Source organism: Streptomyces sp. NPDC092370 (genome assembly GCF_044755265.1).
GTDB lineage: Bacteria > Actinomycetota > Actinomycetes > Streptomycetales > Streptomycetaceae > Streptomyces.
This window is the reverse complement of sequence record NZ_JBIVQO010000004.1, coordinates 329,754-348,654: the sequence shown is the minus strand read 5'-3', so window position 1 is coordinate 348,654 and position 18,901 is coordinate 329,754. Positions and strand designations below refer to the sequence as shown.

The following is an 18,901-nucleotide window of genomic DNA, read 5'->3' as shown; positions in this document are numbered from 1 at the left end:
CCAGTGACATTCGGTGAGCAGCCGGCGTACCTGCGCGTCGCGGGTGATCTCCGCCAGAAGATCGTCGACGGTCAGCTGCCACCCCACACCCGTCTCCCCTCCCAGGCCAGAATCCGCCAGGAGTACGGGGTCTCGGACACCGTCGCGCTGGAGGCCCGCAAGGTGCTCATGGCGGAAGGCCTGGTCGAGGGCCGCTCCGGCTCGGGCACGTATGTGCGCGAGCGGCCGGTGCCCCGGCGCATCTCCCGCTCCGGCTTCCGCCCGACCGGTGGGGCCACCGCGTTCCGGCAGGAGCAGGCCGACGGCGAGGGGCGCGGCACCTGGGAGTCCAGCAGCGAGCAGTCCGAGGCGAGCGTGGCGGTCGCCGAGCGGCTGGGCGTCGAGCCGGGCGAGCGGGTCATGTGCACGAGGTATCTCTACCGCGAGGGCGGTGAGGCGATGATGCTCTCCACGTCCTGGGAGCCCCTCGCCGTGACGGGGCGTACGCCCGTGATGCTGCCGGAGGAGGGGCCGGTCGGCGGCATGGGTGTCGTCGAGCGTATGCGTGCCATCGACGTGATCGTGGACAACGTCACGGAGGAGGTCGGCGCCCGGCCCGGCCTCGCCGAGGAGCTGCTCGTCCTGGGCGGCGTCCCGGGGCACGTGGTCCTGGTCATCCAGCGCACGTTCTACGCCTCCGGCCGCCCGGTGGAGACGGCCGACGTGGTCATCCCGGCCGATCGGTACCGGGTCGCCTACCACCTTCCGGTCAAGTAGCGAACGCTCACATCCGTCCCGCGGCGCGCTCCCCGCGCGCCCCGCTCACATGGTCACCGTGCGGCCCGGCACGGGCCGGGGGCGTGCGCGTCCCGTGGCCAGCTGTCGTTCACGCAGGTCGAAGCCTGTGTATGCGGTATCCGTGCGGCTGGTTGCGCGGAGGTGCGCGGACGGCGCGTTCACAGGCGTGCGCCCCCTGCGTTCTGGCTGGTTGCGTACCTCTTTGTGAAAAGCCGTATTCGCTGCGTAAAGGTTAGGCGTACGCTCGGGCATATGCGCATTGCGGTTTCCTTGGCGGGTGGGGCACGGCACAGGCCGCGGGTGGGAAGTGGAGGGGCGCGATGAACGACAGCACGGTCACTCTGCCCTGGCTCGTGATACGAGAGGACGGCAACGGCAACCGCTACCGAGTGGGCCGGTACGCGACCCGGGCCGAGGCCCAGAAGATCGCGGACAGCCTCGACGGTCGCGGCCACAAGCAGCTGTACTGGGTCGAGCGGCTCGGTCAGAACGGGTCGGCCGTGATGCATGACTGACCGCCGCCGGGCCGCCCCGGGAGGGGCCCCGGCGATCGACGGGCTCCCGTAGGCTCCCCGCATGGGTGAGCGGATCGTCGTAGGTGCCGCGCTGGTCGAGGACGGGCGGCTGCTGGCCGCGCGGCGCAGCGCCCCCACCGAGCTGGCCGGGCGCTGGGAGCTGCCCGGCGGCAAGGTCGAACCCGGGGAGACGGCCGACGCCGCGCTCGTGCGGGAACTGCGCGAGGAACTCGGCGTCGACGCCGAGGTGGGCGGGCGCGTCCCGGTGGAGTGGCCCCTGAGGCCGCCCTACGTCCTGCAGGTGTGGACCGCCCGGCTGCGGCCCGGCTCCGCCGCTCCCGCACCCCTGGAGGACCACGACGAGCTGCGCTGGCTCGGTCCCCACGAGATCTGGGACGTGAACTGGCTCGACCAGGACGTCCCGGCCGTACGGCAGACCCTCGCGCACCTGGGAGTCGCGGACGGCCTCGCATCCGGCCACCCTGTCTCCGGCAGGCCGCAAGAGCCCGGCGCCTGAAGCCGGCCGAGGGCGCGCGGCCTCGACACAGTGCCGCACGAGCCGCTCCCTACGCCTTCTGTGCCACTGTGCGCCGCCCCGCGCGGTACTACGTCCCGGATATCGGGTATGTGCCCATTAACCCCATGAAACCGGACGTGGGCGGGGCTCTTGCCTGGGAAGTGATCGGCGTGATCGACACCGAAGGTGACTGCGCCGGGTGGACCTTTCCCGCCGAGCCGGGCGCCGTGCGCACCGCCCGGCAGGCCGTCCGCGGCCAACTCCGCGCCTGGGGCCTCGACAGCCTCGCGGATCTCGCGGCACTGCTGGTCAGCGAACTGGTCACGAACGCCCTGCGGCACGCCACCGGCCCCATCGGAGTCCGTCTGGTCCGCCCCTCCGGCCTGGGCGCCGTCCTCCTGGTCGAAGTCTCCGACCCGCTGCCGGACCCGCCCCGCGAGCGCGCCGCCCGCCCCGAGGACGAGAGCGGCCGCGGACTGCACCTGGTGGCCTCCTCCTCCCGCCGCTGGGGCACCCGTCCGGGCGCCACGGGCAAGACGGTGTGGTTCGAACTCGCGCTGCCGGAGTGAAAATCCGGTGTACGTACGTCTGACCGCTGTAGAGCGATTGGTTCAGGCCAGTGGCGGTTGCCGGCCGACGGGATTCGACGACGTGTCCCCTGGTTAGAAGAGTGGAAGTGTTGTCACGGTCCGGACCGAAAACCATCGGGACCGTGCTGTGATCGTGAACACCGTGTTGTGCGGCACCGTAGTGCTGGATACTGCGGGCAGCCGCCCCCGGTGACCGGTGCCGGGCGCGGTGAGCTGGAGGGGACGGTTCGCGTGAGCGAGATACCAGCGAAGGCCACGGAGTCCGAGGACCCGTCGGCGGGCGCGAGGGCGAGGGCCGTCGACGGCCTGGCCTCCGCGGTGGGAGGCGCGCTCGCTGCCGACGGGGTGCGCTCCGGGGACGCCATGTGGCAGAGCAGTCCCCCCGGATCCATCTACGACTACATCAAGGTCGCGTCCTTCTCCATCGGCCCCGACGGGCTGGTCGAGCAGTGGAGCCTGCGTGCCGAGCACCTCTTCGGCATCTCCGCCGACAAGGCCGTCGGCATGGACCCCATCGAGGCGTTCATCGACCCGCGCCACCGCGAGCGCGGCATGCGCAAGATGGCCGAGATCCTCGACGGCCGCGAGTGGACCGGCGTGGTGCCCTTCCGGATGCCGAAGGGCGTCGAGGGGGAGTGCGGCCACGAAGGGCTCGCCGAGGTGTACGTCATGCCGACGCGCACCGAGGAAGGCGACCAAGCAGCCGTCTGCATCGTCGTCGACGTGCGCACCCTGCGCAGCATCGAGACCGATCTCGCCGCCTCGCAGGCCATTTTCAGTCAATCCCCGTTCGGTTTCCTGTTGATCGACCCCGACCTGCGGGTCCGCCGCGCCAACCAGCGGTTCGCGTCCATCTTCGGCGGCACGCCCGACGACCACCGCGGCAAGGGCGTCCACGACTACCTCCAGCGCGGCGAGGCCGAGCGGGTCGCCGCGACCCTGCGCCGCGTGCTGGAGAGCGGCAACTCCATCACGGACATGCACGTCACCGGCTTCGTGCCGGGATCCGACGAGCGCCGTCACTGGTCCGTCAACCTCTACCGCGTGCACAGCGGTTCGGGCCGCCCCATCGGCATCGCCTGGCTCGGCACCGACATCACCGCCCGGCGCGCCGCGGCGCGCGAGGCGGCCGCCGCCCGGCGCAATCTCGCCCTGCTGAACGAGGCGGGCGCCCGCATCGGCAACTCCCTCGACCTGGAGACCACCGCCCGCCAGCTCCTGGACGTCGTCGTCCCCGGCTTCTGCGACCTGGCCACCGTCGACCTTTACCAGGGCCTGCTGGTCGGCGACGAGACCCCGCCCGGGCTCGCCGACGGCAGCGGCGAACTGCGCCGCGTGGCCTTCGCCAGCGCCGTGTCCGACGCGCCCTTCGCCGGCACCGGCGTGCCCGTCGCGGTCGGTGCCGTCCACCACTACCCCTTCAACTCGCCCTGCGCGGACGCCCTGCGCACGGCCCGCCCCCAGACCGTCCCGGGTGAGGACGGCGGGCTCGTGCAGTCCACGCTCGCAGTGCCGATGGTCGCCCACGACACCGTCGTAGGACTCGTGCAGTTCGCCCGCACGAAGGGCAGCGAGCCGTTCGGCGACCGGGACCGGGACCTGGCCGTCGAACTCGCCGCCCGTGCCGCGGTCTGCATCGACAACGCCCGCCTCTACCGGCGCGAACACGAACGCGCGTTGATACTGCAACGGTCCCTGCTCCCGCCCGGCGACCCGGAGGCCTCCGGCCTCGACATCGCCTGCCGCTATCTGCCCGGCAACGTCAACACCGGCCGGCCCAGCGAGGTCGGCGGGGACTGGTTCGACGTCATCGAACTCCCCGGGCACCGCACCGCGCTGGTCGTCGGCGACGTCATGGGCCGCGGCCTGCGCGCCGCCGTCGCCATGGGCGAACTCCGCACGGCGGTCCGCACCCTGGCCCAGCTCGACCTGGAACCGGCCGAGGTCCTCTCCCAGCTGGACGAGATCGCCCGCGGCCTCGGCGCCCCCGGCGGTCCCTCCCAGGCATTCGGCACGGGGGGAGGTGTGCAGCAGGCGACCCGGGCGGCCCGCCGCCCCCGGGAGGCGGACCTCTCGGAGGTGTATCTCGCCACCTGCGTCTACGCCGTCTACGACTCCGTCACCCGGCGCTGCACCTTCGCCAACGCGGGTCATCTGCCGCCCGTCCTGGTCGAGCCGGGCGAGCCGGCGCTGATGCTCGACGTGCCGCCGGGCATGCCGCTCGGCGTCGGCGGCGAGCCCTTCGAGGAGGTCGAGGTCGAACTCCCCGAAGGCGCGCTGCTCGCGCTCTACACGGATGGACTGGTCGAAAGTCGCGATCACCCTCTGGACGAGGGCTTGCAGGCTTTCGTCAGCGCGCTCTCCGACCCGACCCAGCCGCTGGAGGACGTCTGCGACCACGTCCTCAACACCCTCGACACCCATCACGGCGAGGACGACATCGCGCTGCTGATGGCACGTGTACAGGGGCTGCCCACGGATTCCGTGGGGGACTGGACCCTGCCGCGCGAGCCGCGCAGCGTGGGCCGGGCCCGCGAGTACGCGCGTGCCCAACTGCTCGCCTGGGGCATGGAGCCCCTGGTCGACACCACGGAGCTCCTGGTCAGCGAGCTGGTCACCAACGCCCTGCGCTACGGCGAGGGCGAGATCCGCCTGCGCCTCCTGCTCGACCGCACCCTGGTCTGCGAGGTCTGGGACTCCGGCCTGGTCCAGCCCCGCCGCCGCCGTGCCCGCGACACCGACGAGGGCGGCCGAGGCCTCCAGCTCGTCGGCCTCCTCAGCGCGGCGTGGGGCTCCCGCCGCACGCCCCGCGGCAAGACGGTGTGGTTCGAACTGCCCCTCCCCGGAGGCGACACGAGACTGACGGACCCGGCGGAGGCACTGCTGAGCCTGTTCTGAGAGCGGGCCGGCCCGCCACCGTACGATCGGCCCGTGCCCGACATCACGACCCGGCTCCTGGCCGAGGCGACACCGACGGCCCCCGCCCTGGTCCCGCGCCCCTGAGATGCCGCGGACGCGGCCGGGCCGGCCGCGCTGAGCGGGGACGAGGCCCTGCGCCGCTGGACATCGTTCGCCGTCCACGACGAGTCGAGCGCGGCGCGGTGGCTGCGGGAGCAGCGGCATGGCGGGGAGCAGGGCCGCCGCTGCGGGTTCGCCGTCGAGGAGGCCGACCCCTCCCGCGCCGGTGGGCCGCCGGTCGGCCATGCGGTCCTCAAGGAGGTCGTCGCGGGCGGCCCGTCCGCCGAGGTCGGCTACTGGCCGGTGGCGCGCGCACGCGGCCGGGGCGTCGCGCCGCGCACCCTGCGCGCACTGTCCGACCGGGCCGTCGCGACCTTCGCCCGCGACGGCCTGACCCGCCTCCTGCTGCGCCGTCAGGCCGCCGACACCGCCTCCTGCCGCGTGGCGGAGAAGAGCCGTCACGACCTCGCCGCCGTCCTGCCGGCGAAGCCGCCCGCCTGCCCGTGAAGGGCCATCTGCACGTACGGCACCTGGCCGGAGGCCCCGGCTGACCGCAACCGAACGTCCGTGCTGATCGTCCTTCCCGGCAACACCAGCCGCACCACCGAGGGGAGACGGCATGGAGCGCGCGGAAGCCGGCGACGACGAGAACTCCCCACCACCACAGGCGGATCCCCCACCCGGCCCTGGCAGCGGCACGAGACGCCGGCGCTGGGTCAGACGCACGGCCGTCGCCCTCCCCCTGCTCCTCCTGCTCCCGCTCCTGTCCGTACTGACGGCCCTGCGCATCAACTACATGGGCGACCCGGCCGACGGCACTCGCACCCGCGACCGGGACGCCCTCTGGCTGGGCCACGCCTGGGTCGACGGGCGCAAGAAGGACGCCGACGTCACCGCCCTCGCCCGCCGCCTCCAAGGCACCGGCATCCGCGACCTGTACGTCCACTCGGGCCCGCTGGAACACGACGGCACGCTCCCCGAGGCGGTCCATCCGAGGGCCCGATGGTTCATCGACGCCGTGCACGAGAAACTGCCCGGCGTCCGCGTCCAGGCCTTCCTCGGTGACGTCCTGGCCACCGAGGGCCCCGACGGCATGCGCCTGGCGGACCCGGACACCCGCGCCGCCGTCGTCCGCTCCGCCCGCCAGGTCCTGGCCACCGGCTACGAGGGCATCCACCTCGACCTGGAGCCCATGCCGTCCGGCGACCGCGACTACCTCGCCCTCCTGGACTTGCTGCGCCGCGAGACCCGCTCCCGTGACGCGCGACTCTCCGTCGCCGCCCACCAGATCGACCCGCTCCCGGCCCTCCACACCGTCTGGGGCCGCCTCACCGGTCACCCCAAGTGGTGGTCGCAGGAGTTCTTCGGCCAGGTCGCCCGCCGCGTCGACCAGATCGCCGTCATGTCGTACGACACCATGCAGCCGCTGGAGAGCACCTACGGCGGCTACGTGGCCCAGCAGACCTCCCTCGCCCTGGAGGTCACCCCGCCCTCCACCGACCTGCTGATGGGTCTGCCCTTCTTCCACGAGAACCGCTTCGGCCACTGGAACCACGCCGAGACCGTGCCCGCGGCGGTCCGGGGCGTCCGTCTGGGCCTGTCCCGCACGGACGCGGACCGGGCCCGTTTCGGCGTCGCGCTGTACATCGATTTCGCCGCCACCGAGGCCGACTGGCGCTCCTACAAAGAGGACTGGGTGCGGTGACCGGGGCCGAGCCGCCCTCTCACCCCGCCGAGGAGCGCCTGCGGATCTTCGAACCCAGCCACACCAGCGGGTCGTACTTGCGGTCGACCGCCCGCTCCTTCAGGGGGATCAGCGCATTGTCCGTGATCTTGATGCCCTCGGGGCAGACCTCCGTGCAGCACTTGGTGATGTTGCAGTAGCCCAGGCCGTGCTCGTCCTGGGCGGTGGTCTTGCGGTCCAGGCCCGACTCCGCCGCCGCGTCCAGCGGATGCATGTCCAGCTCCGCCACCCGCATCAGGAAACGGGGCCCGGCGAACGCCTGCTTGTTCTCCTCGTGGTCGCGGACCACATGGCAGGTGTCCTGGCACAGGAAGCACTCGATGCACTTGCGGAACTCCTGCGGCCGGTCCACGTCCTCCTGCATCATGCGGTACTCGCCCGGGGCGAGTCCGGCCGGCGGGACGAAGGCCGGGACCTCTCTCGCCTTCTGGTAGTTGAAGCCGACATCGGTGACCAGGTCGCGGACGACCGGGAACGCCCGCAGCGGCGTCACCGTGATCGTCTCCTGACGCTCGAAGACCGACATGCGCGTCATGCACATCAGCCGTGGCCGGCCGTTGATCTCCGCCGAGCAGGAACCGCACTTGCCGGCCTTGCAGTTCCAGCGCACGGCGAGGTCGGGCGTCTGGGTGGCCTGGAGGCGGTGGATGATGTCGAGCACCACCTCACCCTCGTTGACCTCGACCTCGAAGTCCTCCAGGCCGCCGCCGCTCACGTCCCCGCGCCACACCTTGAAGTGGGCCGTGTAGCCGCTCATTCGTAGAGCTCCTCTTCGGAGAGGTACTTGACCAGCTCCTCCTTGTCGAACAGGGCGAGCAGGTCGGCACGGACGGGTTCGGTGGTCTCGCGGGTGAGGGCGATCTGGCCACGGACGGGGTCCGTCGCCGCCAGGCCGCCCGTCGGGTCGGTGAGCGCGCACAGCAGGTTGATCCGGCGCCACTCGCGGTCCATGCCCGGATGGTCCTCGCGCGTGTGACCGCCGCGCGACTCGGTGCGCTCCAGCGCTGCCCGCGCCACGCACTCGCTGACCAGCAGCATGTTCCTGAGGTCGAGGGCGAGGTGCCAGCCCGGGTTGAACTGCCGGTGCCCCTCGACCCCGGCCCTGCGCGCCCGGACCCGCAGTTCGGCCAGTTTCCGCAGGGCCTGCTCCATCTCCGGCTCGCGGCGGATGATGCCGACCAGGTCGTTCATCGTCTGCTGGAGTTCCTGGTGGAGGGTGTAGGGGTTCTCCGGCGGCCCGCCCGCCGGTTCCTCGGTCTCCGCCTCGGCCGAGAAGGGCCGCAGGGCTTCGGCGGCGGCGGCATCGATCTGGACGTCGTCCACGACGGGCCGCCGCGCCCCGGCCGGCCCCGCCGCGTACTCGGCGGCGTGCCAGCCTGCCCGGCGGCCGAACACCAGCAGGTCGGACAGGGAGTTGCCGCCGAGCCGGTTGGAGCCGTGCATGCCGCCGGCGACCTCACCGGCCGCGTACAGCCCGGGCACCCCGCGCGCCGCCGCCGTGTCGGACTCGACCGCGACCCCGCCCATCACGTAGTGGCAGGTGGGCCCGACCTCCATCGCCTCGGCCGTGATGTCGACGTCCGCCAGCTCCTTGAACTGGTGGTACATCGACGGCAGCCGCCGCTTGATGACCTCGGCGGGCATCCTGGTCGACACGTCGAGGAACACGCCCCCGTGCGGGGAGCCGCGTCCCTCCTTCACCTCGGCGTTGATCGCCCGCGCGACCTCGTCGCGGGGGAGCAGCTCGGGCGGGCGCCGGTTGTGGTCCGGATCGTCGTACCAGCGGTCGCCCTCCTCCTCCGTCTCGGCGTACTTGTCCTTGAAGACGTCGGGGATGTAGTCGAACATGAACCGCTTGCCGTCGGAGTTGCGCAGCACACCGCCGTCGCCGCGCACCGACTCGGTGACGAGGATGCCCTTCACCGACGGCGGCCAGACCATGCCGGTCGGGTGGAACTGCACGAACTCCATGTTCAGCAGGGGAGCGCCCGCGAGGAGGGCCAGCGCGTGGCCGTCGCCGGTGTACTCCCAGGAGTTCGACGTCACCTTGAAGGACTTGCCGATGCCGCCGGTGGCGATCACCACGGCGGGTGCCTCCAGGACGAAGAAGCGGCCCGACTCGCGCTCGTAGCCGAACACGCCGCAGACGCGGCCGCCCTCCTTGAGGACACGCGTGACCGTGCACTCCTGGAAGACCTTCAGCCGGGACTCGTAGTCGCCGGTCTCGCGGAAGTCCTCCTGCTGGAGCGAGACGATCTTCTGCTGGAGGGTGCGGATCAGCTCCAGGCCCGTGCGGTCACCGACGTGCGCGAGGCGCGGGTACTCGTGGCCGCCGAAGTTGCGCTGGGAGATCCGGCCGTCCTCGGTGCGGTCGAACAGCGCTCCCCAGGTCTCCAGCTCCCATACCCGCTGCGGCGCCTCCTGGGCGTGCAGCTCGGCCATCCGCCACTGGTTGAGGAACTTCCCGCCGCGCATGGTGTCGCGGAAGTGCACCTGCCAGGTGTCGCCGCTGTTGACGTTGGCCATCGCGGCGGCGATGCCGCCCTCCGCCATCACCGTGTGCGCCTTGCCGAACAGCGACTTGCAGATCACGGCCGTACGGGCGCCCCGCTCGCGGGCCTCGATGGCGGCGCGCAGCCCGGCACCGCCCGCCCCCACCACGACGACGTCCCATTCCTGCCGGTCGACCACGGACATCGATAAGGCCCCATCCCTCTAGAAGAAGCGCGGATCGTCGAAGGCGCCGGACGCGACCAGGTAGACGTAGAAGTCGGCGAGCGCCACGCTCACCAGCGACGCCCAGGCCAGCTGCATGTGCCGGGCATTGAGCCTCCCCGCCCACTGCCACATCCGGTAGCGCACGGGGTGTTTGGAGAAGTGCTTGAGCTTGCCGCCGACGATGTGCCGGCAGGAGTGGCAGGAGATCGTGTACGCCCAGATCAGCACGATGTTGACCAGGAACACGAGCGTGCCGAGGCCCATGTGGCCCCATGCGTAGGTCTCGTCGCGGAAGGCCAGCACGGTGTCGTAGGTCAGGATCCCGGCCACCACGATGGCGGCGTAGAAGAAGTACCGGTGGATGTTCTGCAGGATCAGCGGGAAGCGGGTCTCACCGGTGTACTTCTTGTGCGGCTCGGCGACCGCGCAGGCCGGCGGGGACGCCCAGAAGCCCCGGTAGTAGGCCTTGCGGTAGTAGTAGCAGGTCAGGCGGAAGCCGAGCGGGAAGATCAGGATGATGATCGCGGGCGAGATGCCCCACCAGCTCCCGAAGATCTCCCAGTTCGGTCCGGACCTCATCGGCTCGCACCGCTCCGCCAGGCAGGGGGAGTAGAAGGGCGAGACGTACGGCGCCGCGTAGTAGTCGGCGTCGGCGAAGGCCCGCCAGGTCGAGTAGACGATGAACGCGAGCAGGCCCGCGGCCGTGCCGGCCGGGGCCAGCCACCAGCGGTCGGTGCGCAGGTGCGGGGCGGCGATCGCGGCGCGCGTACCGCCCCGCACTCCGCCGCTCGGGTGATGGGGTTCGGTGGCAGGGGGTTCCGTACCAGTGGCCACGTGACGACTCCGCTCGGGTTCGGGGGAGGTGCCGGTCGCGCTCGACTCCTCCCCGGGTCAGGGAGCGCGCCGGTCCCGGGCGCCGAGCCCCTCGTCGTCCGAGTCGCTCCACAGGGCGGAGTCGTACGGCGTGTCGGAGATGGTGACCAGCTCGGGGCGCTGCGGCGCGGCCGGTGACGCTGCGGCGTCGCGCAGCAGGGCGACGCTCTCGCGCAGGTGGTTGGCGTCGGCACGGACGCGGCGCATCTCCAGGCCGCCGGTGCCGAGCTGCTTCTCCAGGCGTCCCAGCGATCGGAGCACCTCGTCGAGATTGCGCTGGACTGACGTCAGTTCGTCGTGAACGGACATGACTTGCCCTCACTTCCGCGGGTCCTTCGTGGCCCAAGGCGGCAACGTTCATGCGCCTGCGAGTGTTGCGCGTCACACCTTGTGCTGTGAAGGGATGTGCATCGATTGGCCGAGGTGTGTGGGTGCACCCTGCGGTGCGCTGCGCCGCACGGGTGGCTTCCCGTCCGTGACCGCCGTGTCGCCCTGTGTTGCCGAACCCTTTCCTCTTCAGTGGCCGCATACATCAGATGAACTCCAAATACCGCCAAAAGTGATCATAACGCCCGCGGCTTCCCGGAGGTAGCACAGATGTCCCAGCACGGTGTCGGCCCGCGTGCGGTCACGCGCTCGGTCGCCTTTCTCACCGCGGGCGTGCTCGCGGTGCCCGCGCTCGCCGGATGCAGCTCGGACGACCCGTCCGGCAAGCCGCTCGCCGGGCAGGACATCCAGCCCGCACCCCGCGACCGGATCACCGACGGCGGCACCCTGCGCTGGGCCGTGGACTCCGTGCCGGACACCCTGAACACGTTCCAGTCGGACGCCGACGCCACCACCACCCGCGTCGCCCAGGCCGTCCTGCCGTCGATGTTCCGCATGAACGCCTCCGGCCGCCCGGAGCGCAACCCCGACTACCTGGAGTCCGCCGAGGTCGTCGACACCGAGCCCAAGCAGGTCGTGCTGTACAAGCTCAACCAGCAGGCCGTCTGGAGCGACGGCCGGGAGATCAGCGCCGCCGATTTCGCCGCCCAGTGGCGTGCCCTGTCCGGCAAGGACACCGCCTACTGGACCGCCCGCAACGCCGGCTACGAACGCATCCAGAAGATCGAGCGCGGCAACAGCGCCCTGGAGGTCCGGGTCACCTTCAGCCGCCCCTACGCGGACTGGCGCTCGCTGTTCTCGCCGCTGTACCCGAAGGACGTCATGGGCACCCCGGACTCCTTCAACGACGGGGCCCGCAAGAAGCTCGAGGTCACCGCCGGACCCTTCACCGTGCAGAAGGTCGACCGCGGCGACGAGCGCGTCACCCTCACCCGCAACCCGCGCTGGTGGGGCGAGCCCGCCAAGCTCTCCGAGATCGAGCTGCGCACCGTCCCGCGCGACAAGCGGGCCGCCGAGCTGGCCGCCGGCACCCTCGACCTGGCCGAGATCGACCCCGCCGCGGCCCGCCGCATCACCGTCGCCGCCCGCCCCCACAGTTCCAGCAGCCCTCTGATGGGCCCGGGCGCCGACCGGTCCGCCGCGGACTCCCTGCGCTCCTGGGCCGTCGCCAACGGCTCCGACGAGGACGCCGCCGACGAGGAGACCGTCGCCCGCAAGAAGCTGCGCAAGGCGGCCGCCAAGTACGCCCGGCAGCAGCGGGCCCTCAGCGGCTTCGAGGTGCGCAAGTCCCTGGAGCCGGCCTACACCCAGCTCGCCCTGAACGGTGCCGAGGGCCCGCTCACGGACGAACGCGTCCGCAGGGCCGTCGCCCGTGCCCTGGACCGCAAGGAACTGGCCAAGGCCGTCCTCGAACCCCTCGGCCTGCCCGCCGTGCCGGTCGGCAGCCACCTGGCCCTGTCCGGCCAGGCCGCCTACGCCGACAACAGCGGCGCCCTCGGCGGCCAGGACACCAAGGAGGCCCAGGCGCTGCTCACGGAGGCCGGATGGGTGCGCGGCGGCCCGGTCAAGGAACAGAAGAAGGAGAAGGCGGCCGGCTCCGAGGGGGAGAAGGCGGCCGGCTCCGAGAGCGAGAAGGCCGACGGCTCCGAGGAGGAGAAGGCCGACGGCTCCGAGGGCGAGAAGGGTGACGGCTCCGAGAGTGAGAAGGGCGACGGCGCCGACGGCTCCGAGGGTGAGAAGGCCGACGGCTCCGAGGGCGAGAAGGGCGACGGGGCCGACGGCTCCGAGGGTGAGAAGGCCGACGGCTCCGAGGGCGAGAAGGGCGACGGCGACTCCGGGGAGAAGTCGGACGACGACGGCACGTACATCGTCGGCGAGGACAACAAGGCGCACCGCGGACCGGACCCCGCCGGACGCGTCGCCCAGGACGGCAAGCAGCACGTGCCCCCGCACCGGGGAGGCGCCCCCGGGGCGTACGCGCCCCGGGGCACCGCCGCCCCGGCGAACCAGGAGGCCGCCCCGCTCGCCAAGAACGGCAAGGTCCTCACCCTGCGCTTCGTGCTCCCCTCCGGCCCCGGCTCCCAGACGCTGCGCACGGTCGCGGACCGCATCTCCCGCATGCTGGAGCGCGTCGGCATCAGCACCGAGATCTCCAAGGTTTCCGACGAGTCCTACTTCAAGGACCACATCGCCTCCGGCCAGTACGACCTCGCCCTGTACTCCTGGCCCGCCACGGCGTTCCCCGCCACCGACGCCCGGCCCGTCTACGCCAAGCCCGTCCCGGCCGCCGACGGTTCGCTGAACATCGAGCAGAACTACACGCGCGTCGGCACCGACCAGGTCGACCAGCTCTTCGACGAGGCGGTGGCCACCCTCGACGAGGGCGCGTCCCGCTCCCTGATCCGCAAGGCGGACTCCCGCATCTGGGCGGCGGCCGGCTCGATCCCCCTCTTCCAGCGCCCCCAGCTCCTGGCGGCCCGCAAGAACCTGGTCAACACCGGCGCCTTCGGCTTCGCCACACCGGTCTACGAGGACATGGGCTTCCTGAAGAAGGGCGCGAAGCCGGCGTCGGGCCCGTCGGCGAAGGGCTCCGCCGCTCCGTAGCTCTGGTAACGCTCAAACGCCTTGCCGCCCCCCGCCCGGCGTCCGCACCATGAGGTCAGCGCGATCATGGTGCGGGCGCCGGGCGTCCGTGCACGGGGGACGGGAGCCGGCGAATGCGCGGCACGGTACGGCGCTACTGCACAGCGGGACTGATCGCCGGGGCCCTGGTGACGGGGCTGACGGCGTGCACGGGGGACGCGGGCGGTGACGGCAAGGCCGAGGCCTGCACGAACGGCACCTACGCCTGGTCCGGCGTGCGGCGGACGGAGAAGCTGACCGAGATGAGCGACCCGATCACGTTCAAGAAGCGGACCGCCTCCTACTCGGCCAGGCTCAAGCCAGTGGATGACAAGGTCTACCGGCCCTCGGTGACCGGCGCGCCCCGGGGTATCGGCGCGGCCGCCGTGATCACGGCGCTGGGCACGCATCTGGCGGTCGAGGAACCGCTGGCTGGTCCGTCCGAGAAGGAGCCCCCGGAGGTGGGCCACTACTTCGAGGCGGCGACCGGCGACCTCAAGGGCGACTACTACTCCTGGGGCTACATCAAAATGGTCACGGCCGACTTCGCGTACACCTGCGGAAACGGCGAGCCCGTCAAGGGGCAGGTGCTGACCTGGGAGGGCACCGGCAGCGGATTCATGCCCTGTTCCGAGGAACTGCCCGAAGGAGTGGGCGCCCGTGCGGCGGCCCGTGCACTGTGCCCGGCGGACTCCCGAGCCGCGAGGGCGGCGGACTGAGCCGAGCCGTCCCAGAGCGCCCCGGCGGCCCGCCCCGGCCGCCGGGTGCCGTGGAGGGTGCCGTGGAACCCCCGCCACCTGCGTTTATGTCTCCCGGCACAGCCCAACGGCAGCGCACCCGTACCATGGGGTGAGGCCGAGGCACGTTCAGCCCGGCAGGGCCCGCGCTCCACCGATGTACGCGCAGGGCATTCCTCACACTCCGGGAGTACGCCTTTTATGGCCACGCGCCACGACATCCGCAACGTCGCCATCGTCGCCCACGTCGACCACGGCAAGACCACCATCGTCGACGGCATGCTGAAGCAGGCCGGCGCCTTCGCCGCGCACCAGCTCGACTCGGTCGACGACCGCATGATGGACTCGAACGACCTGGAGCGTGAGAAGGGCATCACGATCCTGGCCAAGAACACGGCGGTGAAGTACCACCCCAAGGACGGGGGGGACGTCATCACCATCAACATCATCGACACCCCCGGCCACGCCGACTTCGGCGGCGAGGTGGAGCGCGGTCTGTCGATGGTCGACGGCGTCGTCCTGCTCGTGGACGCTTCGGAGGGCCCGCTCCCGCAGACCCGCTTCGTGCTGCGCAAGGCGCTCCAGCAGCGCCTGCCCGTCATCCTGTGCATCAACAAGACGGACCGCCCGGACTCCCGGATCGACGAGGTCGTCAACGAGACGTACGACCTCTTCCTCGACCTGGACGCCGACGAGGAGCAGATCGAGTTCCCGATCGTCTACGCCTGTGGCCGTGACGGCATCGCCTCGCTGACCAAGCCGGAGAACGGCACGGTCCCGGCCGACTCCACCAGCCTGGAGCCGTTCTTCTCCACGATCCTGGAGCACATCCCGGCGCCGACCTACGACGAGGACGCCCCGCTCCAGGCCCACGTCACCAACCTGGACGCCGACAACTTCCTCGGCCGTATCGCGCTGCTGCGCGTCGAGCAGGGCGAGCTGCGCAAGGGGCAGACGGTCGCGTGGATGAAGCGTGACGGGTCCGTCAGCAGCGTCCGCATCTCCGAGCTGATGATGACCGAGGCGCTCACCCGCAAGCCGGCGGAGATGGCCGGCCCCGGTGACATCTGCGCCGTGGCCGGTATCCCGGACATCATGATCGGCGAGACCCTGGCCGACCCGGAGAACCCGGTCGCGCTGCCGCTGATCACGGTCGACGAGCCCGCGATCTCCATGGTCATCGGCACCAACACCTCCCCGCTGGTCGGCCGCGGCGCCACCGGCAAGGGCGCCGACAACAAGGCGGCCGTCAAGGACCGCAAGGTCACCGCCCGCCAGGTCAAGGACCGCCTCGACCGCGAGCTGATCGGTAACGTCAGCCTCCGGGTGCTGGACACCGAGCGGCCGGACGCCTGGGAGGTGCAGGGCCGTGGTGAGCTGGCGCTGGCCATCCTGGTCGAGACGATGCGCCGGGAGGGCTTCGAGCTGACCATCGGCAAGCCGCAGGTCGTCACCAAGGAGGTCGACGGCAAGGTCTACGAGCCGGTCGAGCGCATGACGATCGACGTGCCCGAGGAGCACATGGGTGCCGTCACGCAGCTCATGGGCGTCCGCAAGGGCCGCATGGACAACATGTCCAACCACGGATCCGGCTGGGTCCGCATGGAGTTCGTCGTGCCCTCGCGCGGTCTCATCGGCTTCCGGACCGAGTTCCTGACCCAGACCCGCGGCACGGGCATCGGCCACTCCATCCACGAGGGCTTCGAGCCCTGGTTCGGCACGCTCCAGACCCGTAACAACGGCTCCCTGGTCGCCGACCGCGCCGGCGCGGTCACCGCGTTCGCGATGACCAACCTCCAGGAGCGCGGCGTGCTGTTCGTGGAGCCGGGCACCGAGGTGTACGAGGGCATGATCGTCGGCGAGAACTCCCGCTCCGACGACATGGACGTCAACATCACCAAGGAGAAGAAGCTCACCAACATGCGGTCGTCGACGGCCGACGTGACCGAGTCGATCGTCCCGCCGCGCAAGCTGTCGCTGGAGCAGTCCCTGGAGTTCTGCCGGGACGACGAGTGCGTGGAGGTCACCCCGGAGGCCGTGCGCATCCGCAAGGTGAACCTGGACGCCCGCGAGCGCGCCCGCGCCGCGAGCCGCGCCAAGCACGGCTGACGCCCCCTCTGACGACACCGGGCACCCCGCATGGGCGGGGTGCCCGGTGTCGTTCCTTGCACGTGGGGTCCAAGGGGCGGTTGCGCAGAGGAAAGGGTGAGGGAAAACCCTCGATTTGCCGGTGGCGGCCGTCGGGGGTGGATTTCTGCCACTACCCTGCTGCGCAAGTGCCGCGTTTCCCCGTGCCCCGGGGAAACGCACAACGGCCTTGCCGCACAAGCTTCTTGAGCGCGCGACAGACTCCGGTGGCACCCTGCACGGGACCCACGGTACGCCGCAAGCGGTTTATTTCACTCTCGCGTCCGGAATGCGGACAGTCGACCCCGATAGATGTGTAACAAGTCCGTTTCGCAGGGATCTCTCACCAAACCCTTTGTCCGGATTTTGGAAGATGTATACGCGAGCTGTGATCGAACCGAGACCTCGAGAGTGTGGTTCGGTCCTGACGTTTGGCAGATAGTTAGGCGCGTAGAGCTCGGATGAACGGGTCACTCGCTGGAGGCGGCGCCGACTCACGAGCGCGGGGGCACCTGACGATTTCCGGTCACCGGCGACGGGCGGTGGCGGTGGTCTGTCTGTGCTCCCTTTGCGGTGAACCAATGACTTCATAGGAGGAACCCATGCGCGGTGCCAAGAGCGCCAAGTGGGTCGCGGGGGCGATAGTCGTCGCCCTGGCCGCCACCGCCTGCGGCGGCAACGGTGATGGTGAGGGGAAGAGCAAGGGTTCCGGCCCTGCGGGATACGTCTCGATCGACGTCGGCGAGCCGCAGAAGCCGCTGATCCCGGCTGACACCAACGAGTCCAACGGCTCGTACGTCATCCAGTCCATCTTCACCCAGCTGCTGGACTTCGACTCCAAGGGCGACATCGTCTACACGAACGCGGAGTCGGTCACCACCGACGACTCCAAGACGTGGACGGTCAAGCTCAAGAAGGGCTGGAAGTTCCACAACGGCGAAGAAGTCACCTCCAAGTCGTACATAGACGCTTGGAACTGGTACGCCAACATCAAGAACAACCAGCAGAACTCCTTCTGGTTCCAGGACATCAAGGGCTACGACGATGTCCACCCGGAGAAGGGTGACCCGAAGGCCGAGACCATGTCCGGTCTGAAGGCCGTGGACGACCACACCTTCACCATCGAGCTGAAGTACACGATGCCGTACTTCAACTACAAGCTGGGCTACACCACGTGGGCCCCGCTGCCCAAGGTCTTCTACGACGACCCGAAGGCCTTCGGCCAGAAGCCGGTCGGCAACGGTCCCTACAAGTTCGAGAAGTGGGACCACAAGAAGCTCATCCAGGTCAAGGCCTGGGATGACTACCAGGGCCCGAACAAGGCGAAGAACAAGGGCGTCCAGTTCAAGGCCTACACGACGCTCGAGGCCGCCTACAAGGACGTCGTCTCCGGCAACCTGGACATGATCCGCCAGGTCGGCCCGACGGACCTGCCGAAGTACAAGCAGGACCTGGGCGACGGCGCCATCGAGCAGCCGTACGCGGCCCTCCAGACGCTGACCCCGGCGTTCTACTCCAAGACCTTCAAGGACATCGACCCGAAGGTCCTGCAGGGTCTGTCGATGGCGATCGACCGTGACACGATCACCAAGACGGTTCTGAACAACACCCGCACGCCGGCCAAGGGCTTCACGCCGCCTGGCGTCAAGGGCAACCAGAACCTGGACACCGACGTGTTCACGTTCAACCCGGCGAAGGCCAAGCAGCTCGTCAAGGAGGGTGGCGGCGTTCCGGGCAACAAGTTCACCATCCAGTACAACACCGACGGTGGACACAAGGAGTGGGTGACCGCGGTCTGCGAGTCCATCCGCAAGGCCACCGGTGTCGACTGCACCGGCGACCCCAAGCCGGACTTCGCCACGGACCTCGAGGCCCGTGACAACGACCAGGTGAAGGGCATGTACCGCGGTGGCTGGGTCGCCGACTACCCGGTCAACGCCAACTTCATGAAGGAGCTCTACCACACCACCGCCGAGGCCAACAACGGTCGCTTCTCCAACAAGGAGATCGACTCGCTGATGAACAAGGCCGACAACGCCAAGTCCCTCGACGAGTCGGTGAAGGCCTTCCAGGAGGTCGAGAAGAAGCTGGTCGACCACATGCCGGCCATCCCGCTCTGGTACTACCGCATCAACGGCGGCCACGGTAAGAACGTCGACAACGTCAACGTCGACTTCCACGGTGACCTCGAAGTGTGGGCCGTCACCACCAAGTAAGAGGAGCCCTGCGGGCTCTTCCCACTCGGCCGTAAGCCCGCCGCCATTCAGGGGCGGTGGGAGGTGCGTGGGGCCGTCTCGTCACCAGGAGACGGCCCCCGCACCTGCGTTAACCCCTCA

Annotated in this window: 15 protein-coding genes; 11 read left to right on the top strand and 4 right to left on the bottom strand. The window is 70.4% G+C overall.

Annotated features, from left to right (window positions below; all coding sequences use genetic code 11):
- The first annotated feature begins 3 nt into the window (after positions 1-3).
- The 7 genes from ACIQHQ_RS15650 to ACIQHQ_RS15620 all read left to right on the top strand — a co-directional run bounded on the left by ACIQHQ_RS15650 (position 4) and on the right by ACIQHQ_RS15620 (position 7,062).
- The gene (locus ACIQHQ_RS15650) at positions 4-756 is read left to right on the top strand and encodes a GntR family transcriptional regulator (protein ID WP_402612438.1); all 753 of its coding nucleotides are present in this window, start codon (positions 4-6) and stop codon (positions 754-756) included.
- A gap of 341 nt (positions 757-1,097) precedes the next feature.
- The gene (locus ACIQHQ_RS15645) at positions 1,098-1,292 is read left to right on the top strand and encodes an SPOR domain-containing protein (protein WP_402612437.1); all 195 of its coding nucleotides are present in this window, start codon (positions 1,098-1,100) and stop codon (positions 1,290-1,292) included.
- Between the two features lie 61 nt (positions 1,293-1,353).
- Positions 1,354-1,809 (top strand): (deoxy)nucleoside triphosphate pyrophosphohydrolase, encoded by a 456-nt coding sequence (locus ACIQHQ_RS15640; RefSeq protein ID WP_402612436.1) that lies wholly within the window; start codon positions 1,354-1,356, stop codon positions 1,807-1,809.
- 125 nt (positions 1,810-1,934) lie between these two features.
- Entirely contained in the window at positions 1,935-2,378 is a 444-nt protein-coding gene (locus ACIQHQ_RS15635) for an ATP-binding protein (RefSeq protein ID WP_402612435.1), read from the top strand.
- Between the two features lie 252 nt (positions 2,379-2,630).
- Complete coding sequence (locus ACIQHQ_RS15630) at positions 2,631-5,297, top strand: SpoIIE family protein phosphatase (RefSeq protein ID WP_402612434.1); 2,667 nt, start codon at positions 2,631-2,633, stop codon at positions 5,295-5,297.
- 135 nt (positions 5,298-5,432) lie between these two features.
- Positions 5,433-5,864 carry a GNAT family N-acetyltransferase gene (locus tag ACIQHQ_RS15625; protein ID WP_402612690.1) on the top strand — a complete coding sequence of 144 codons (432 nt, stop codon included), beginning with the start codon at positions 5,433-5,435 and terminating at the stop codon, positions 5,862-5,864.
- A 112-nt stretch (positions 5,865-5,976) separates the two neighbouring features.
- Positions 5,977-7,062 carry a hypothetical protein gene (locus ACIQHQ_RS15620; protein ID WP_402612433.1) on the top strand — a complete coding sequence of 362 codons (1,086 nt, stop codon included), beginning with the start codon at positions 5,977-5,979 and terminating at the stop codon, positions 7,060-7,062.
- Between the two features lie 19 nt (positions 7,063-7,081).
- On the opposite strand, the gene ACIQHQ_RS15615 is transcribed toward ACIQHQ_RS15620, so the two are convergent.
- From ACIQHQ_RS15615 to ACIQHQ_RS15600, 4 genes are read right to left on the bottom strand one after another with little or no spacing between them, the layout of a single operon-like run.
- Positions 7,082-7,858 (bottom strand): succinate dehydrogenase/fumarate reductase iron-sulfur subunit, encoded by a 777-nt coding sequence (locus ACIQHQ_RS15615; RefSeq protein ID WP_402612432.1) that lies wholly within the window; start codon positions 7,856-7,858, stop codon positions 7,082-7,084.
- Entirely contained in the window at positions 7,855-9,798 is a 1,944-nt protein-coding gene (locus ACIQHQ_RS15610) for a fumarate reductase/succinate dehydrogenase flavoprotein subunit (RefSeq protein WP_402612431.1), read from the bottom strand. The genes ACIQHQ_RS15615 and ACIQHQ_RS15610 overlap by 4 nt, the downstream gene beginning before the upstream one ends.
- A gap of 18 nt (positions 9,799-9,816) precedes the next feature.
- Entirely contained in the window at positions 9,817-10,653 is an 837-nt protein-coding gene (locus tag ACIQHQ_RS15605) for a hypothetical protein (protein ID WP_402612430.1), read from the bottom strand.
- A gap of 57 nt (positions 10,654-10,710) precedes the next feature.
- Positions 10,711-11,001: a hypothetical protein gene (locus ACIQHQ_RS15600; RefSeq protein WP_402612429.1), complete on the bottom strand. Its 291-nt coding sequence runs from the start codon at positions 10,999-11,001 to the stop codon at positions 10,711-10,713.
- A 288-nt stretch (positions 11,002-11,289) separates the two neighbouring features.
- Between ACIQHQ_RS15600 and ACIQHQ_RS15595 the strand changes: the two genes are divergently transcribed.
- From ACIQHQ_RS15595 to ACIQHQ_RS15580, 4 genes are all read left to right on the top strand, one after another.
- Positions 11,290-13,683 (top strand): ABC transporter substrate-binding protein, encoded by a 2,394-nt coding sequence (locus ACIQHQ_RS15595; protein WP_402612428.1) that lies wholly within the window; start codon positions 11,290-11,292, stop codon positions 13,681-13,683.
- A gap of 113 nt (positions 13,684-13,796) precedes the next feature.
- Positions 13,797-14,420: a hypothetical protein gene (locus ACIQHQ_RS15590; protein WP_402612427.1), complete on the top strand. Its 624-nt coding sequence runs from the start codon at positions 13,797-13,799 to the stop codon at positions 14,418-14,420.
- Positions 14,421-14,639: 219 nt separating this feature from the next.
- Positions 14,640-16,547 (top strand): translational GTPase TypA, encoded by a 1,908-nt coding sequence (typA, locus tag ACIQHQ_RS15585; protein WP_402612426.1) that lies wholly within the window; start codon positions 14,640-14,642, stop codon positions 16,545-16,547.
- A 620-nt stretch (positions 16,548-17,167) separates the two neighbouring features.
- On the top strand, positions 17,168-18,781 hold the full coding sequence (locus ACIQHQ_RS15580; protein ID WP_402612425.1) for an ABC transporter substrate-binding protein: 1,614 nt from the start codon (positions 17,168-17,170) through the stop codon (positions 18,779-18,781).
- Positions 18,782-18,901: the final 120 nt, after the last annotated feature.

Excerpts from the sequence above, each read along its gene's own strand:
- ACIQHQ_RS15610 (WP_402612431.1), bottom strand. The coding sequence starts at position 9,798 with ATGTCCGTGGTCGACCGGCAGGAATGGGACGTCGTCGTGGTGGGGGCG.
- typA (WP_402612426.1), top strand. The coding sequence starts at position 14,640 with ATGGCCACGCGCCACGACATCCGCAACGTCGCCATCGTCGCCCACGTC.
- ACIQHQ_RS15640 (WP_402612436.1), top strand. The coding sequence starts at position 1,354 with ATGGGTGAGCGGATCGTCGTAGGTGCCGCGCTGGTCGAGGACGGGCGG.
- ACIQHQ_RS15580 (WP_402612425.1), top strand. The coding sequence starts at position 17,168 with ATGCGCGGTGCCAAGAGCGCCAAGTGGGTCGCGGGGGCGATAGTCGTC.
- ACIQHQ_RS15635 (WP_402612435.1), top strand. The coding sequence starts at position 1,935 with ATGAAACCGGACGTGGGCGGGGCTCTTGCCTGGGAAGTGATCGGCGTG.
- ACIQHQ_RS15595 (WP_402612428.1), top strand. The coding sequence starts at position 11,290 with ATGTCCCAGCACGGTGTCGGCCCGCGTGCGGTCACGCGCTCGGTCGCC.
- ACIQHQ_RS15600 (WP_402612429.1), bottom strand. The coding sequence starts at position 11,001 with ATGTCCGTTCACGACGAACTGACGTCAGTCCAGCGCAATCTCGACGAG.
- ACIQHQ_RS15620 (WP_402612433.1), top strand. The coding sequence starts at position 5,977 with ATGGAGCGCGCGGAAGCCGGCGACGACGAGAACTCCCCACCACCACAG.
- ACIQHQ_RS15645 (WP_402612437.1), top strand. The coding sequence starts at position 1,098 with ATGAACGACAGCACGGTCACTCTGCCCTGGCTCGTGATACGAGAGGAC.
- ACIQHQ_RS15615 (WP_402612432.1), bottom strand. The coding sequence starts at position 7,858 with ATGAGCGGCTACACGGCCCACTTCAAGGTGTGGCGCGGGGACGTGAGC.
- ACIQHQ_RS15590 (WP_402612427.1), top strand. The coding sequence starts at position 13,797 with ATGCGCGGCACGGTACGGCGCTACTGCACAGCGGGACTGATCGCCGGG.